The sequence below is a fragment of the Muricaecibacterium torontonense genome, assembly GCF_004793925.1.
Taxonomy (GTDB): Bacteria; Actinomycetota; Coriobacteriia; order Coriobacteriales; family Atopobiaceae; genus Leptogranulimonas; species Leptogranulimonas caecicola.
The window spans coordinates 563,866-579,264 of the sequence record NZ_SRYE01000001.1 but is presented as its reverse complement, the minus strand read 5'-3'; the positions used below and the strand labels follow the sequence as shown (position 1 = coordinate 579,264).

At 61.8% G+C, this 15,399-nt stretch carries 11 protein-coding genes; 3 read left to right on the top strand and 8 right to left on the bottom strand.

Annotation, left to right across the window (positions count from 1 at the left end; genetic code table 11):
• Positions 1-60: 60 nt before the first annotated feature.
• The 6 genes from E5334_RS02350 to rsgA form a co-directional block, all read right to left on the bottom strand.
• Positions 61-696 carry a type II secretion system F family protein gene (locus tag E5334_RS02350; protein WP_136011989.1) on the bottom strand — a complete coding sequence of 212 codons (636 nt, stop codon included), beginning with the start codon at positions 694-696 and terminating at the stop codon, positions 61-63.
• Positions 693-1,613 carry a type II secretion system F family protein gene (locus E5334_RS02345; RefSeq protein ID WP_136011988.1) on the bottom strand — a complete coding sequence of 307 codons (921 nt, stop codon included), beginning with the start codon at positions 1,611-1,613 and terminating at the stop codon, positions 693-695. The genes E5334_RS02350 and E5334_RS02345 overlap by 4 nt, the downstream gene beginning before the upstream one ends.
• A complete protein-coding gene (locus E5334_RS02340; RefSeq protein ID WP_136011987.1) occupies positions 1,589-2,908 on the bottom strand; it encodes a TadA family conjugal transfer-associated ATPase in 1,320 nt (439 codons plus the stop codon). Before E5334_RS02340 ends, E5334_RS02345 begins: the two co-directional genes overlap by 25 nt.
• Complete coding sequence (locus E5334_RS02335; protein WP_136011986.1) at positions 2,908-4,230, bottom strand: CpaE/TadZ family protein; 1,323 nt, start codon at positions 4,228-4,230, stop codon at positions 2,908-2,910. The genes E5334_RS02340 and E5334_RS02335 overlap by 1 nt, the downstream gene beginning before the upstream one ends.
• A 15-nt stretch (positions 4,231-4,245) precedes the next feature.
• Entirely contained in the window at positions 4,246-4,917 is a 672-nt protein-coding gene (gene cpaB, locus E5334_RS02330) for a Flp pilus assembly protein CpaB (protein WP_136011985.1), read from the bottom strand.
• A gap of 400 nt (positions 4,918-5,317) precedes the next feature.
• Complete coding sequence (gene rsgA, locus E5334_RS02325; protein ID WP_136011984.1) at positions 5,318-6,520, bottom strand: ribosome small subunit-dependent GTPase A; 1,203 nt, start codon at positions 6,518-6,520, stop codon at positions 5,318-5,320.
• A 230-nt stretch (positions 6,521-6,750) separates the two neighbouring features.
• Here rsgA and E5334_RS02320 point away from each other — a divergent pair, with 230 nt between their 5' ends.
• A complete protein-coding gene (locus E5334_RS02320) occupies positions 6,751-7,845 on the top strand; it encodes a glycerol dehydrogenase (protein ID WP_136011983.1) in 1,095 nt (364 codons plus the stop codon).
• 187 nt (positions 7,846-8,032) lie between these two features.
• Here the strand turns inward: E5334_RS02320 and E5334_RS02315 are convergent, their stop codons facing one another.
• Entirely contained in the window at positions 8,033-10,726 is a 2,694-nt protein-coding gene (locus tag E5334_RS02315) for a calcium-translocating P-type ATPase, PMCA-type (RefSeq protein WP_136011982.1), read from the bottom strand.
• Positions 10,727-11,171: 445 nt separating this feature from the next.
• Here E5334_RS02315 and E5334_RS02310 point away from each other — a divergent pair, with 445 nt between their 5' ends.
• Both E5334_RS02310 and pyk read left to right on the top strand, forming a co-directional pair.
• Complete coding sequence (locus E5334_RS02310) at positions 11,172-12,170, top strand: 2-hydroxyacid dehydrogenase (RefSeq protein WP_136011981.1); 999 nt, start codon at positions 11,172-11,174, stop codon at positions 12,168-12,170.
• A 168-nt stretch (positions 12,171-12,338) separates the two neighbouring features.
• Entirely contained in the window at positions 12,339-13,784 is a 1,446-nt protein-coding gene (pyk, locus tag E5334_RS02305) for a pyruvate kinase (protein WP_136011980.1), read from the top strand.
• Positions 13,785-14,244: 460 nt separating this feature from the next.
• Here pyk and E5334_RS02300 read toward each other — a convergent pair whose 3' ends face one another.
• Positions 14,245-15,333: an SPFH domain-containing protein gene (locus E5334_RS02300; protein WP_136011979.1), complete on the bottom strand. Its 1,089-nt coding sequence runs from the start codon at positions 15,331-15,333 to the stop codon at positions 14,245-14,247.
• Positions 15,334-15,399 lie beyond the last annotated feature (66 nt).

Here is a 15,399-nt window from a genome sequence, read left to right as displayed (position 1 = left end):
TCGCTTTCATAACCCACCTTTCCTTTCCACGGATCGCTCCCGCTGCGTCCCAGACCGCCGCTAGCCCATCGTCAAAAAGGCCGCGGCCAGAAGCGGCCCCAAAATGGCCAGCAGCAGCGCCGGTACCACCAACGCCCCCATGGGCAGCAACAGCTTTACTGGAACACGCTCGATCTCCTCTTCTACCTGCAGCCGCTGATCCCTCCTCATGGCCGCCGACTGCCGCTCCAACGTGGCCGCCAAAGGCACGCCAAACTCCAAAGACTCAGAGACCGCATCCGCAAAACGGCGCAGAGCCGCCAAATCCAGGTTTTCTGCCAGAGCTTCCAACGCCTCGGCCCTCGAGCAGATTCCCAGCGACCACGCCAGCCTTGCTTGATCTAAGCGCTTGGCCAAAAGCGTATGGCTGCGACTCACGTAGAGGTCCAGCGAGGCATCAAAGGGAAGGCCTGCCCATAGGCCCAGGCTCACAATGTCCAAGAACTCAGGCATGGCTTCCAAACAAATCTGGGCGTCTTGGCGACGTGCCCGCTCGGCTTCCCAGGCGGCCAAAGGCCCCCAGCGCTTGAGCTTTTCCACAAGCTCCGTGCCAGGAAGTCGGTTTTTCTCGGCAAGGATCGTGCCTGCAGGCCGTCTACTCACTGCCCAGCCAGCCATCGCCGCAGCCACCGCAGCCAGGAAGAGCCATCCGCTCATGAGAGCACGCCTTTGAGCAGCGAGCGCATGATAGCTATGGCGCCCAGGTCTAAAAGAGCCGCCACAAAAAGGCTGCCAAGGCCTATGGGAGAGGCCACTCCAGCGCGAAAATCCGGCGAGATAAGCAGGAGGAGTCCCACCAAAAGCAAGGGAAGCACCATCACCACTGCGGCAGAGAACCGCACTTGGGCCGTTTTGGTGCGAAGCAACGTCTCCAGTCCCTCTTTGTCCTCCACCAGCTCGGCTGAGCGTTCCAGCAGCGGGGCCAAGGGCGCCCCTGTGCGCTGCGACACCAGCAGCGCACAGGAAAGCAAACCTACCGAGGGATCGTCGATGGAGCCGCACACCACATCCAGCGCCTCTTCAACCGAAGCCCCACAGGCAAGCTCGAAGCTCCCCTGCTTGAAGGCCTCTCCCACTTTGCCGCGGCTGTGACGTCCCACATAGCCAATGGCCTGACTCAACGTTTGCCCGGCCCCAAGGCTTCCCGCAAGAGACCTGTAGGCATCAGGGATGGCTTTGGCCACTTGCCGTGCCTGCTGACGCCGGAGCGAAGAGGCCGCCAGAAGCACGCCTCCATACCCCCCTAAGAGCCCCACCACAAATAGCGACGCCGAGCTGCCGAGAAACGCCACCGCCATCCCTGCCATGGGGCCGGTGAGCACCAATGCGCCCCGCGACCGGAGCGGCCCTAGCGTATCCCCGTGATTCCAGGCAAGCTGAGAGAGCCAGTCCGCCGCAGGGGCCACTGCCTCCCATGAACAAAGTTCTTGTGCAAAAGGCTGGGCCCCAACGAGCTCCAGCGCGCTTCCTAGGGGGCTTTGACCCACTCTGGCACGGACCTTGCTATGACTCGCCCACGCAAGCTGACATGCGCTGCCTGCCGCAAGGGCTACGCCCCAAAGCCAGAGCGCCATCGTGCCACCTCCTCGTCACCCAGCTGTCCTGTTGCCAACGCTTGGCCGATAAAGGGAGGCTCCTGCACCAGCTGCCAGCGATTATTCGCCTCATCAAAGCTCACTATCTCTGTCAGGCGAACCCCGCCGCCTTCGCTTCGCTCCACCAGGCTGGTAGAAGTCACTCGCCGCTGCCCCTTGGCCAGCCGCTTGCTCATCACGATGAGGTCTACGGCAGTAGCCACCTGCTCCTCGATAAGATCGGCCGGCAAGTCCATGCCAAAACGCGACATCAATACCAAACGTGAAACTGCTTCTTGAGCACTCCCTGCATGAAGGGTAGTAAGCGACCCATCATGGCCTGTATTCATGGCCTGCAACATGTCGATGGCCTCCTCGCCGCGCACCTCGCCCACCACAATGCGATCGGGGCGCATACGCAAGGCATTGGTCACCAAATCGCGAATGGTGATGGCACCTCGGCCTTCGATGGAAGCGCTTCGGGCTTCCAACCTCACCACATGAAGGGCTGCATCGAAGGACAGCTCGGCAGAGTCTTCGATGGTCACAATGCGCTCGCCGGCAGGAATTGCCAGTGACAACGCGTTAAGCAGCGTGGTTTTGCCAGACCCGGTGCCTCCCGCTACCGCCACGTCTTGCCTAAGGCGCACCGCCCAACTCAAGAGCCGGGCGTACCAAGCTGGCAAAGATCCCAGCTCCACAAGCTTTTGCAGCGAGGCGATCCGACCGCTAAAGCGCCTGATAGTCATCACCGGCCCATCAATGGCAATGGGCGCCATCACGGCGTTTACTCGGTCTCCGTTGGGAAGGCGGGCATTTACGATGGGCGAGGACTCGTCCAGCCTGCGCCCTAAAGGAGCCAAGATCCTATCGATCACCAGCATGATCTGATCTGCCGTCTCAAAGACCCGGCGTGCCCCGTGGATCTGCCCGTCGCGCTCAAAATAGAGCGAGCGCGTGCCATTGACCATGATCTCCGTGATGGAGGGGTCGTCCATCAAAGGTTGCAACACTCCCAGACCCAAGATGTCATCGAGCACCTCTTGGACCAGGCCTGCTCGCTCCTCTCCCTCAGTAATCCCAAAGTCCTGGCCGTTGAGCACCGCTTCGCAGGCCACCTTGAGCTCTTCTCGGGCGCGTTCCGGCCGCTCTTCGGTTACCAACCTTGCGACTGCCGACAAACCCAACCTGTCTACCAGGGCTTTTCTAAGCTGCTCTCTACGCTTTCTATCCTGTCCACCCAACGGTTCCTCTTCGAGAACCCCCGCGGCCTGGACGCGCTCCAGCAGGCTCATCAGCCGGCCGCCTTGGCAAAGCTAAAGACCGAGCGCCGCCTGACCACCCGCGCATCTCGGGCTTTGCGCGCTTCTGGATGGTCGGGCAGGCGCCCCATCTCTGCCAGCAGCTTGGCCAAGGTGGCCGCACAGGAATTGGAAAACTCGTTGTCCAACTCGGCTAGCTCCACCGCATGGCCGGAGCTCAGCAGTTCAGAGACATCCACCGTGCCCTCAAGCACCCTAAAAGAGCTGGTGGTTTCCAGCCCCAACGAAGCCCGCGTCATGAACTCCTCGTCGCGGCAGCGAGGGTCGCAGCGATTCATGAGGCGCACGATGCGAGTCCTTGCCACCCCTAGGCGCACGGCCAACTTGGCGGCTCTCGCTAAAGAGCCAATGGCCCCCGCACGCTCGTCTCCCACAATGGCCACGCGGTCGGCCACCTGTACCGCCTGAGCCACCGCATCGGCCCAAACAGAGGAGGTGTCTACTATCACTAAGTCAAAGGCGCGTTTGGCAGCCACCACCAGCTGGAGCGCATGAGGGGCCACCAGCTCGGCATATTCTGGGGCAGCACAGGGGCCGTACAGCGTAAGGCCTTCAGTCACCTCTACTCCCGAGCCCGCCAGCGACAAGCGCCCCGGATCGGAAGTGGCGCCCAACCGAATCACATCCATGAGGTCTACGGGAGCCGGATGGCCAAAAAAGCCGTAAAGATCGCCAAATGCCAGGTCGAAGTCCAAAAGAGCCACGCGCAGACCCCAACGAGCCGCACACACTCCCATAAGCGCGGCAATGGAGCTTTTCCCCACGCCCCCGCGGGCAGAAGCCAGCACGACTACCGGCGCCCCCTCAGACTCAGCCGCCTCTTGTGTCTCCTCGTGAAGTCTCACAGGAGTCACACCGGCGTCCTCTGGCTCGTCTAAATCCTCGCAGAGAGACTCCTTAAGTTGACCCTTGGGCTCCTGGGATAGCTTTCCGTCCTCTTCCTCAGCCTCTTTTAGAGCCAAAGGCGCCCCAGGAGCCTCTCCCGCAAGGTCGTAGACATCGCTCACACCCACTGCCTGTGCCCAAAAGCGCTGCTCAGGAGTAATGTGCGATGCAACTACCACTACTCGGGCCGCCTGGCCATCACAGGCCAGCGCTGCGCCCAGATTAAAGGGGTCCATCGTAAGCCCCGGACCCACTGCCACAAAAGGACGTCCTCGCCGCGCAACTTCAGCCCGCAGCTGCCAGACATCGGACACAAAGGTGATCGAAGTGCGCGCTCCAACCGGGACTGCACAATGTATCACCTGGGATTTCTCTTGTTCCCCTGCGCATACGATCCAGGTAGCACCCATGGGACCCCCCTTGCCTCACTCGACTGCCGGGCTCGCCGCAGCCACGCCCAATAAGCCTTCCGCCTCGTCCGATACCATCACCAACCGCAGGCTGCCGTCAGAGCCTGCAGCCATGAGAGGCGACACGTCCTCAGCCTCCACCGATAACGTGATCTGCCCCGCTTGTCCCGAGCTACGCCCATCGACCGCAAGCACTTCCACCACTTCAGAGATAAGACGGGTCTCGCCATCGCTCACCTTGAACGCCGCCAGCGAGGTGCCCGGCGCCACCTGTGCGGTGACGCCGGTCTTGTCGTTGACCGGGACCGAGAGAGCCACGCAACCAGGCGGCACTTTTACCGGCGCTGCCGCATCACTTTGAAGGTTGACACTGCATACCGGTGAACCTTTGGCGACAGGACCCGCCGCGACAGCTCCGGTGACATCATCCAGGGATGCCAGCGCACCCTCGGGCACAAGGTCCACCAACCAGTCTTTGAGGGCGCAATTGGAGGCATCCAACGCCTCGCCCTCGGCAACAGGCTGCGTGGCGACTACGACATGAGCCACCTCGCCGCCGTAACGCTCGAGCGCCTCACTTCTAGAGGCCTCGACCTGCGCGCGCACTTCCTCCCCATAGGCCACGGCGCAAAGCACCGCCAGCAACGCGCAGGCGCCCGTCAAAAGCCATCGAAACCGCTTGGACATCGAACCTCCCCTCGCTTCCCGATGCGGCCATAATCCCCCAGCGAAGCCGCCTTCTCGTCAGCTGCAGACAGGTCATCTGTCCGCTTTTTGACAAATTTCTGACCATTTTCCAACCAAGGCGATCATCGCCGCAGCTCAGAGGCGTCTCCATCGACGCATATCAATGGGCCTTTTTAGGCAACCTATTACATGGTTTTTCACAGTCCAACCACGCAACCAGTTTCCTCAATATTTAGTTTTAGTTTGATATTTATATGCGCAACGACTGCCCCTCGCCCGCAGCTCCTCGCCAGCGGCCCGTCGCCAAAGCCACCTGCGGCGAAAGGCGCACGAGGTCAAAGCCATGCAGGGCGCACGACGCAGGAGGACGCATGGCGCGCGCTGCCAAAGATGCACGTCGCTAAAGGCGCACGTCGGGATCCAAGCTGTCGGCCGACTGGCGCATCTCGTCTGCCAGAGCTCGATAGACGCCCAGTGCCGCTGCCGAGAAGAGCCCCTCCTCGCAGGCTTCAATAACCCCGCAGCCCGGCTCGTGGGAGTGGGTGCAATCCCTGAATTTGCACCGGGTTGCTGCCTGGGCCACCTGGGGCAACACCTGTGCGAGACCCCGCTCATGGCCCACCAACGGCAGGCTTCTGAGTCCCGGGCAGTCGATGATGACGCCGGCGCCCGGCAGCTTCACCATCCGACGCGTCACCGTGGTATGCCGTCCCGCGTCGTCGCGCTGGCGCACCTCGCCGGTCTCCAGCGCCTCATGGCCCAAAAGGGCGTTGAGCAGCGTCGATTTGCCCGCACCCGACTGCCCCAGCACCATGCCCACTTTGCGAGGCGGCACGAGGTCTCGCACGGCGTCAAGCCCCCAGGCAGCCCCTTCCCCCAACACGGCCTCAGCCAGCGAGGCTAAGGGCTTCTCGGCAGGGATGGATTCTTTGGCAGCGGGACCTTCCAGCAGGCTGGCGCAGGCCACTACGGGGGCGTCGAGGCCCAAGACCTCGTGGATGGAGGCGATGTCGGCGGCCAAGGCCTCGGGGCTGGCGGCGCGGTCAGCCTTGGTGAGCACCACGGCCCAAGCGCTGTGGCTGTCGGCGGCGATGGTGGCAGAGCGGGCGATGCGATCCAGCGAGATGCCGCGGTCGGACTCCGCCTGGGCGATGAGCACGATATCGACGTTTGCCGCTAATGTCTGGCGCTCGCCTCGGGTTGTCCCACGCCAACGTGCCACGTCGCTCCAACGAGGAAGTACCTGCTCGATGACCGCGCGATCATGATCTTGAGGACAGCGCAGCGCCACCCAGTCGCCCACCGCAGGCTTGAGCAGATCGGACTCTTTGGCAATCTGCACCGCATGCTCGGCGCGGACGGGCCCTTGCGGGGTCAACACCGCCGGAAACCCGCGATCCAGCCTGCACACGCAGCCCAGCGCCAACTCGTCTGCCGCCTCAGGATGGGCCGTGCACACCGCCTCGAAGGCCGCCACCTGCTCAGCCGAGGGCGCCACATCCTCATAGGAAGGCACATCTAGGAGCTTGTCCAGAGCAGGCAGGTTCACGGCATGTTCCTGCCAAGAAGATCTCCGCTTCTTTGCTGCACGGGCTTTGGCCATGGGGCAACTCCTTGAAAGTGGCGCGACTCTTTTGGCACCATACCCCAACTCCTCTCACACAGACTCCCCACAGCCCAAGGCCCCACAACCTAGAGACTCGCGTTTGTTTTAAGATGCTTTCAGTCTTAGCGGGCGACAGGTTGCCCAGCTCACCCATTGAGCTGGGACGAGGCAGAGTGTGCCTGAGCATGCCTCGCCTTGCTCGCCCACACTTCAAGAAAGGTCTCGCTATGGCAAAAGTGTTCAACAGCCCCTCCAAATACGTCCAAGGCCCCGACGCCCTCTCTGACCTGGGTGGCTTCGTAGCCCGCCTGGGTTCCAAGGCCCTGGTGCTCATCACTGCCTCGGGCAAGCGCCGCGTGGGCGACAAGATCGAGGCTGGCTTTGCCTCTGTAGACGCCGTCTGCGTCTTCGAGGAATTTGGCGGCGAGTGCTCCAAGAACGAGGTGGCCCGCCTGCGCGACGTGGTAGCCGAGAAGGGCTGCGACGTCATCGTGGGCGTGGGCGGCGGCAAGACGCTGGATACCGCCAAGGCGGTGGCCTTCTACGAGTCACTGCCGGTGGCCATCTGCCCCACCATCGCCAGCTCGGATGCTCCCTGCTCCGCCCTCTCGGTCCTCTATACCGACGACGGCGCTTTCGATGAGTACCTGTTCTTGCCCTCCAACCCCAACCTGGTGCTGATGGACACCACCGTCATCGCCGCCAGCCCGGTGCGCCTGACGGTCTCTGGCATGGGCGACGCCCTGGCCACCTATTTTGAGGCCCGCGCCTGCGTGAACTCCGATGCCGACACCTGCGCCGGCGGCAAGTCCACCCTGGCGGCCTATGCGCTGGCCAAGCTGTGCTACGAGACCCTGCTGGAAGACGGCCTCAAAGCCAAGATCGCCTTGGATGCCGGCGCCAACACCAGCGCGGTGGACCACATTGTCGAGGCCAACACTCTGCTTTCCGGCATTGGCTTTGAGTCCTGCGGCCTGGCCGGCGCTCACGCCATCCACAACGGCCTTACCCTGCTGCCCGAGACCCACGAGCTCTACCACGGCGAGAAGGTGGCCTTTGGCACCCTCACCCAGCTGGTGCTTGAAGACGTTCCCACCGACGAGCTAGAAGAGGTCCTGGACTTCTGCTGCGAGTTGGGCCTTCCTGTGACCTTTGCCCAGGTAGGCATCGAGGATCCCACGCCCGAGAAGCTCATGACCGTGGCTCAGGGCGCCTGCGCCGAGGGCGACACGATGGGCAACATGCCCTTCGAGGTCACCCCTCAGATGGTGGTGGATGCGCTCAAGGGCGCCGACGCTCTGGGTCGCGCCGCCCTCGCCTAAAGGCGCAGCGCTCACAGCGTCCAGACCACGTCCCCTCACGCGCTTGCCCCTCGCAATCAGCTCTGCGCATGCGGTCTGAGCTACTGCATCACTGCTCTCGCGCCACAAAAAATCGGCTCTCGCACAGGTTTCGCGAGAGCCGATTTTATTTGCTGTGTCAGAGAGCGTTGAGCGTGCAGCCTAGGGATTAGGCGGCAGGAGCGTCGACCTTCTTGCGATCGTGGGCACGCCAGCAGGCCTTGTAGATCTCCATGATGGGGATGATGAGGAAGGCCAGGCCCATAGCCATCAGATAGTTGGGCATGTCCAGCTCGGCGAAGCCAAAGATGGCAGCCACTGCCGGCACCTCGATGACCACGTAGGTGAGCACCAGCGACAGCGCGAAGGAGCCCCAAAGCCAGGGGTTCTGGTTGCCCAGCTTGAAGATGGACTGACGGCGCGAGCGCATGTTGAAGGAGTGGAACATCTCCACCATGGAAAGCGTCAGGAAAGCCATGGTCATGCCCTCGATGCCCGCCTCGGGGTTGTTGGCGATGAAACCCAGGTCGATGGTGCCAAACTGGTGTTGAATGCCAATGAAGTAGCTCGCCAGGGTCATGAGAGAGATGATGACGCCCTGGAACACCACGTCTACACCCATGCCGCCGGCAAAGATGCCGTCAGAGGCCTTGCGGGGCTGGCGACGCATGACGCCGGGCTCGGCCTTCTCCATGCCCAAAGCCAGTGCCGGGAAGCAGTCGGTGATGAGGTTGATCCACAGCAGGTGCACGGGCTCCAAAATCACAAAGCCCACCATGGTTGCCACAAAGACAGCGATGACCTCGGCGATGTTTGAGGAGAGCAAGAACTGGATGGCCTTGCGGATGTTGTCGTAGACGTGACGGCCCTCTTCCACGGCGGTCACGATGGTGGCGAAGTTGTCGTCTGCCAGCACCATGTCGGCCACGTTCTTGGTGACGTCGGTGCCGGTGATGCCCATGCCAATGCCAATGTCGGCGCGCTTGATGGAGGGGGCGTCGTTCACGCCGTCGCCGGTCATGGCGACGATCTGGTCCTGGGCCTTCCAAGCCTCGACGATGCGCACCTTATGCTCCGGCTGCACGCGAGCGTACACGCCGTAGTTGGCGATCTTCTCGGCAAGCTCTTCATCGGAAAGCTTATCGAGCTCGCTGCCGGTGATGGCCTGGGAGCGATCGGAGATGATGCCCAGCTCGCGGGCGATGGCCACTGCGGTGTCGATGTGGTCGCCGGTGATCATGACCACGCGGATACCTGCGTCGTGGGCCTCTTGGATGGAGGGGCCTACCTCGGGGCGCACCGGGTCGATCATGCCGCAAAGGCCGATGAAGGTGAGGTTTTGCTCCAGGTAGGCGGCGTCCTCAGACTCAGGGGCGGCCGGCCACTGGCGCTTGGCGGCAGCCAGCACGCGCAGGGCGTCGTCTGCCATACCCTTGTTCTCCTCCAGGATGGCGGAGCGGATCTCGTCGGTGAGGGGCACCACACCGTCGGAAGTCACCACAGAGACGCAGCGCTTAAGCACCTCGTCAGGGGCGCCCTTGGTGTACTGGACCAGGTCGCCCTCAACATCCTTGAGCACCACAGACATCATCTTGCGGCCGGAGTCGAAGGGGGCCTCGCCCACGCGCTGGAAGCGGGCGTCCAGGTCGGTCTTGGGCTGGCCGTGCTTGGCGGCGTCTGCCACCAGGGCCGCCTCAGTAGGCTCGCCCTTGGCAGACTCCTCGGCCAGCACCCACTGGGCGTCGTTGCACAGCGCCATGGCGCGCACCAGCTCGTCCTCGTCTGCGCCGGTGTGACGCACCACGGTCATCTTGTTCTGGGTGAGGGTGCCGGTCTTATCGGAGCAGATCACCTGGGTGCAGCCCAAGGTCTCCACGGCGGTGAGCTTGCGGATGATGGCCGCCTCATGGCTCATCTTGGTGACGCCAATGGAGAGCACGATGGTGACCACGGCCACCAGACCCTCGGGGATTGCGGCTACCGCCAAGGACACGGCCACCATGAAGGTGTCGATGATCAGGCGCGGGTCAGCCATGAACTCGGCGCCGTGCTTGATAAAGTCGACGATGAAGATGAAGATGCAGATGGCGATGACGCCAATGGTGAGGATGCGAGAGAGCTCGGCCAGCTTGATTTGGAGCGGCGTCTGCTCGTCTTTGGCCTGGTTGATGGAGTCTGCGATCTTGCCCATCTCGGTGTCCATGCCGGTGGCTACCACCACGGCGCGGCCGCGGCCATAGACCACGGTGGAACCCATGTACACCATGTTCTTGCGGTCGCCCAGAGGAATGTCGTCCCCTTGGGCCACCAGCGCTTCCACTACCTTATCTACGGGCAGCGACTCGCCGGTAAGCGCAGACTCTTCCACCTTGAGGCTGGCGCTCTCCAAAATGCGGCAGTCTGCCGGCACCGCGTCGCCTGCCTCCAGCACCACGATGTCGCCCACGACCAGATCCTCGCTCTTTACATCGAGGATCTTGCCGTCGCGCACCACTTTTGAGGTGCTGGCGGCCATTTGCTGCAGAGCCTCCAAGGCTTCCTCCGCCTTGGACTCCTGCACCACGCCCAGCACGGCATTGACCACCACCACAAAGAGGATGATGATCACGTCGGCAATGTCAGATTCGCCCTGGGCAGCGCCGGCCACCGCGCTGATGACGGCAGCGGCCAGAAGCAGGATGATCATAGGGTCGGCCAGCTGGGCGAGCAGGCGCTTCCAAAGCGGGTCTTTCTCGGCTTCGTCCAGTTTGTTGGGGCCGTTGACCTCCAGGCGCTTGGCCGCCTGGGCCGGGGTGAGGCCCGTCTCCGAGTTGCTCTCTAGCTCTGAGAGCACCTCGTCGCTGGTAGAAACATATGCTTTCAAATTACCCTCCTGGTGGTATTCGCTTATCGCCAGATCGGCGCCCGATCATAATTCCCCAGGAGGGGCAAGGGCTCGCCAAGGTTGCCATGGCGCAAGCACATATAAGACGCAAGTCATTTTACCCAGTTGGCCTGAGCGGCCCAGCCCTCTCATCCGACCTACAAAAACCCCGTGACCCTTATAAAAACTGCTGCCGAGAAAAGCTACGTTCAAAGGCTCTGAGACATTCATAGGCTGGGTCCGTGCCTTTCGAAAGCCAAAATCCCCTATTATCAGTATTTATGCAGGTAGATGTTCTTGTTTCCTAGGCAACTTTTCTCATGTTCATGGGATATTCGTTGAAAATAATGGAGTCTGAGAACCTAGAATAAGTCGCTGGAATAATTGGGAATCGAGGATTGGACCGCGCCGCGGTCTGGCCACGCCAAGCTGAAAGAGGCATTCCATGAAGATCCTGTTCTACGACACCTTCGACTATGACAAGGAATCGTTCGAGAACGCCCTTAAGGACTATCCAGAGCTCACCATCGACTTTCTCGAGGCAGACCTCAACCCTATGACCGCCACTTTGGCCAACGGCTACGACGCCGTCTGCGGCTTTGTGAACTCCGACATCAAAGCCATGACCTTGGAGATCTTGGCCGGCTTCGACATCAAGCTCATCCTCATGCGCTGCGCCGGCTTTGACGCCGTGAACCTGGACGTGGCCCGCGACCTGGGCATGCGCGTGCTGCGCGTCCCCGGCTACAGCCCTGAGGCCATCGCCGAGTTCGCCCTGGGCCTGGCTCTGGCCGCAGACCGCCACATCGTGCGCGGCTACAACCGCGTGCGCGAGAACGACTACTCGCTCTCCGGCCTTCTGGGCACCACCTTCCACGGCAAGACCGCGGGCATCGTGGGCACCGGCAAGATCGGCGCCGCCATGTGCAAGATCGTGGCCGGCCTGGGCATGAAGGTGCTGGGCTACGACCCCTACCCCAACCCCTCGCTGGAGGGCATCGTCGAGTACGTGGAGCTGGACGAGCTTTTGGCAAAATCTGACCTCATCTCGCTGCACAGCCCGCTGTTCGAGAGCAACTACCACATGATCAACGACGAGGCCATCTCCAAGATGAAGGATGGCGTGGTCTTTGTGAACACCGGCCGCGGCGGCCTGGTGGACACCCAGGCGCTTATCCGCGGCATTCGCTCCCACAAGATCGGCGCCGCCGGCATCGACGTCTACGAGGAAGAGGGTCCCAACGTCTTCAAGAACCGCTCCAGCGCGGTCTTCGAGTCTGTGACCTCCACCCTGTGCGCCTTCCCCAACGTGGTAGTCACCTCGCACCAGGCGTTCTTCACCCGCGAGGCCCTGGATGCCATCGCTCGCACCACCCTTTCCAATGCCATGGCCTACGTCAACGACGACCTGGACTCGCTGCCCAAGCCCAACGTGGTCTGCTAGCAGCGTATAAGCAAGTATCTGGGGCGGCTTTACACCTAGCCGCCCCGTTTCTTGGACGTCTCCTCGCCAGGTCCGCACGCATGACGGACTTGGCAGCTATAAGAAGCGGCGCCATAGAGGATAAAACAACGGACAGCGGCGCCAAATCCCTCAATCGGAAGGATTACCATGCAACAAACTAAGAGGACGAAGATCGTGTGCACCATGGGCCCGGCTACCGAGGACGAGAACGTCCTGCGTGAGCTCATCAAAGCCGGCATGAACGTGGCACGGTTCAACTTCTCCCACGGGTCGCACGAGTACCACAAGGCCGGCATCGAGCGCGTCCGCCGCATCTCCGACGAGCTCGGCGCCAACGTGGCCATCCTCCTCGACACCAAGGGCCCCGAGATCCGCACCGGCCTGCTCGAGGACGGCCAGAAGGTCGCCCTCGCCACCGGCGACCACGTGGTCGTGACCACCGACGACGACGTCGTGGGCAACGCCGAGCGCTTCTCCCTCGACTACAAGGCCCTTCCCTCCGAGGTCAAGAAGGGCTCCATCATCCTCATCGACGACGGCCTCATCGGCCTCGAGGTCGACCACGTCGAGGGCAACGACATCTACTGCGTCGTCACCAACGGCGGCGAGCTCGGCGAGCACAAGGGCGTCAACGTCCCCAACGTGAACGTGGGCCTGCCCGCGGTCACCGAGCAGGACAAGGCCGACATCGCCTTCGGCTGCGAGATGGGCATCGACGCCATCGCCGCCTCCTTCATCCGCGACGCCGAGGGCGTGCGCGTCATCCGCCAGCTCTGCGCCGACCACGGCTGCCCCCGCGTCTCGGTCTACCCCAAGATCGAGTGCGCCATGGGCGTCACCAACTTCGACGAGATCCTCGAGGTCTCCTCGGGCATCATGGTGGCCCGCGGCGACCTGGGTGTGGAGATTCCCCCCGAGAAGGTGCCGCACATCCAAAAGGCCATCATCCGCAAGTGCAACGAGGCCTACAAGCCTGCCATTACCGCCACGCAAATGCTGGATTCCATGATCCGCAACCCCCGTCCCACCCGCGCCGAGGTGACCGACGTCGCCAACGCAGTGCTCGACGGCACCGACTGCGTCATGCTCTCCGGTGAGACCGCTGCCGGCAAGTACCCCGTCGAGGCCGTGAAGATGATGGCCTCCGTGTGCACCGAGACCGAGCACTTCCTCGAGGAGCGCCACCGCTACTTCGACCGCGGCGGCGTGCGCAACGTCAACGGTGCCATCGGCTTTGCCTCGGTGACCACCGCCGACCGCTGCGGCGCCATCTGCATCATCGCCCCCACCGCCACCGGCCGCACCGCGCGCATCGTCTCCAACTTCCGCCCCAAGCTGCCGGTCTACGCCGTGTCTCCCTCTGAGATCACCATTCGCAAGTGCTCCTTCTACTGGGGTGTGGAAGCCTTCAAGTCCACCACCCAGGGCACCCTGTCTGCCACCATCTACGACGCCCTTAACGTGGTGAAGAAGAACGGTCGCGTGGACACCGGCGACCTGGCAGTGGTCACCGCCGGCGACCCCCAGACTTCCCCCAGCCAAGGCGACTACATCACCAGCACCAACATGATGATGGTGGCCCAGGTTTCCTAACGCGTAAGCGCCGCGGCTGCTACCTGCTTGTAGATTGCTACAAAACGCTATGGGCACTCCCGCTCCTTTGGGAGTGCCCTTTTATATGGCTGAGTAAAACCCATAGTGGCGGACATTAACGGTGCAGGCAGACGGAACAATGTAGCTAGGAATTCAAACTGGCAAAGAATCTGGCAGAAGTTGATCCTAAGCCCCTCTAAAAATATACTGCATTAGCTACATTATGTTGTAGCTAATGCAGTACTTAGAAAGTACCGATTTTTTATTAATCTACTTTTGCCACACACCTATATGTAGCAAAAGTAGATTTTTTTCTCAGGGCAATCAACCCTAGTTCTTCGGTCCCAGTTTCATGGAACTCAGTGTTGCAAAGCCTAGTCACACGACCGCAGCCATCCAAGCATGGCTACTCAGACAACCACAACCGCTCCTCATAGCCCTGAGACCACCCCACGCGCTCCTACTTTTGGTTGTTGGCCTTCTCGGCAGCCATCATCTGGGTGAGGATGTCGGTGGAGCCCATGTCCTCGGGGATGACCAGGGTGCTTGAGCCGCCCTCGGCGAACTTCTCCATCATGCCTATGCGCTGGGTGAACATGAGCAGCATGTTGGCCTCCTCGCTGGAGAGGCCGGAGTCCTGGATGGTGGCCAAAGATTGGGCAAGGCCTTCGGCGATGGCGATACGCTGGTTGGCGATGCCTTCGCCCTGGATCTTCATGGACTCGGCCTCGGCCTGGGCGGCGATGACCGCCTTGGCCTTGGCGGCCTCGGCCTCGTTGGTGGCGCTGATGCGGTCGTTGGCCGTGGTGATGATGCGGTTCATGGACGTTTGCACGTCTTTGGGCAGCTTGATGGAGGTGATGAGCGTGGTGACGATCTGATAGCCGTAGCCGATCATCTTCTCGCGTACATCCTCGCCAATGGCGGAGGCGATGGCGTCCTTCTCGGAGAAGACGGTCTCCAGGTCGCGGGTAGGGATTTGAGAGCGCAGGGCGTCGGCGAAGTAGTCTTTGATCTGGGCCTCGGGCGACACCAGCGTGTAGACCGAGCGGTAGATGCCTGACTCGCGCACGTTGTTGGTGGGTGCCATGTCCACGTGGTACTGCACGGCCACGTCCATGCCAATGGTGACGTTGTCTTTGGTTTTGGCGTCGAACTCAAAGTGCAGGTCCTGGGTCATGAGAGAAACGGTGCGCATGGTCTCCACCAGGGGGATGAGCACCGTGAGGCCCGGGTTGGCGATGCGAGAGAAGCGGCCAAAAGACTCGATGACGCCAACGTTTTGCTGGCGCACCACGCGCACGCAAAAGACGAAGAAGAGCACGATGAGTATTGCAAGCAACACAATCATGAGGGAATCCTCCATAAACTGAGTGAAAGGAAGTACGACAGATGAGGCGTCGATGGCAGGGACATCGATATCGGGGATCTCCAGATCCATCTCATCGATGGCGCCCAGAAGCGCAGAGACAACGATGATCACCGCAAAGACGATCCAGGTGCCTCCGCTGTGCCTGCGGCCATGCCCGCCCGAACCCCCGTGGGCCATAGACTCTCCTTTGAACGAGGCCAACCGCGCTTAAAAAACGACCGCCATACCTTATGGCAAGGTCAG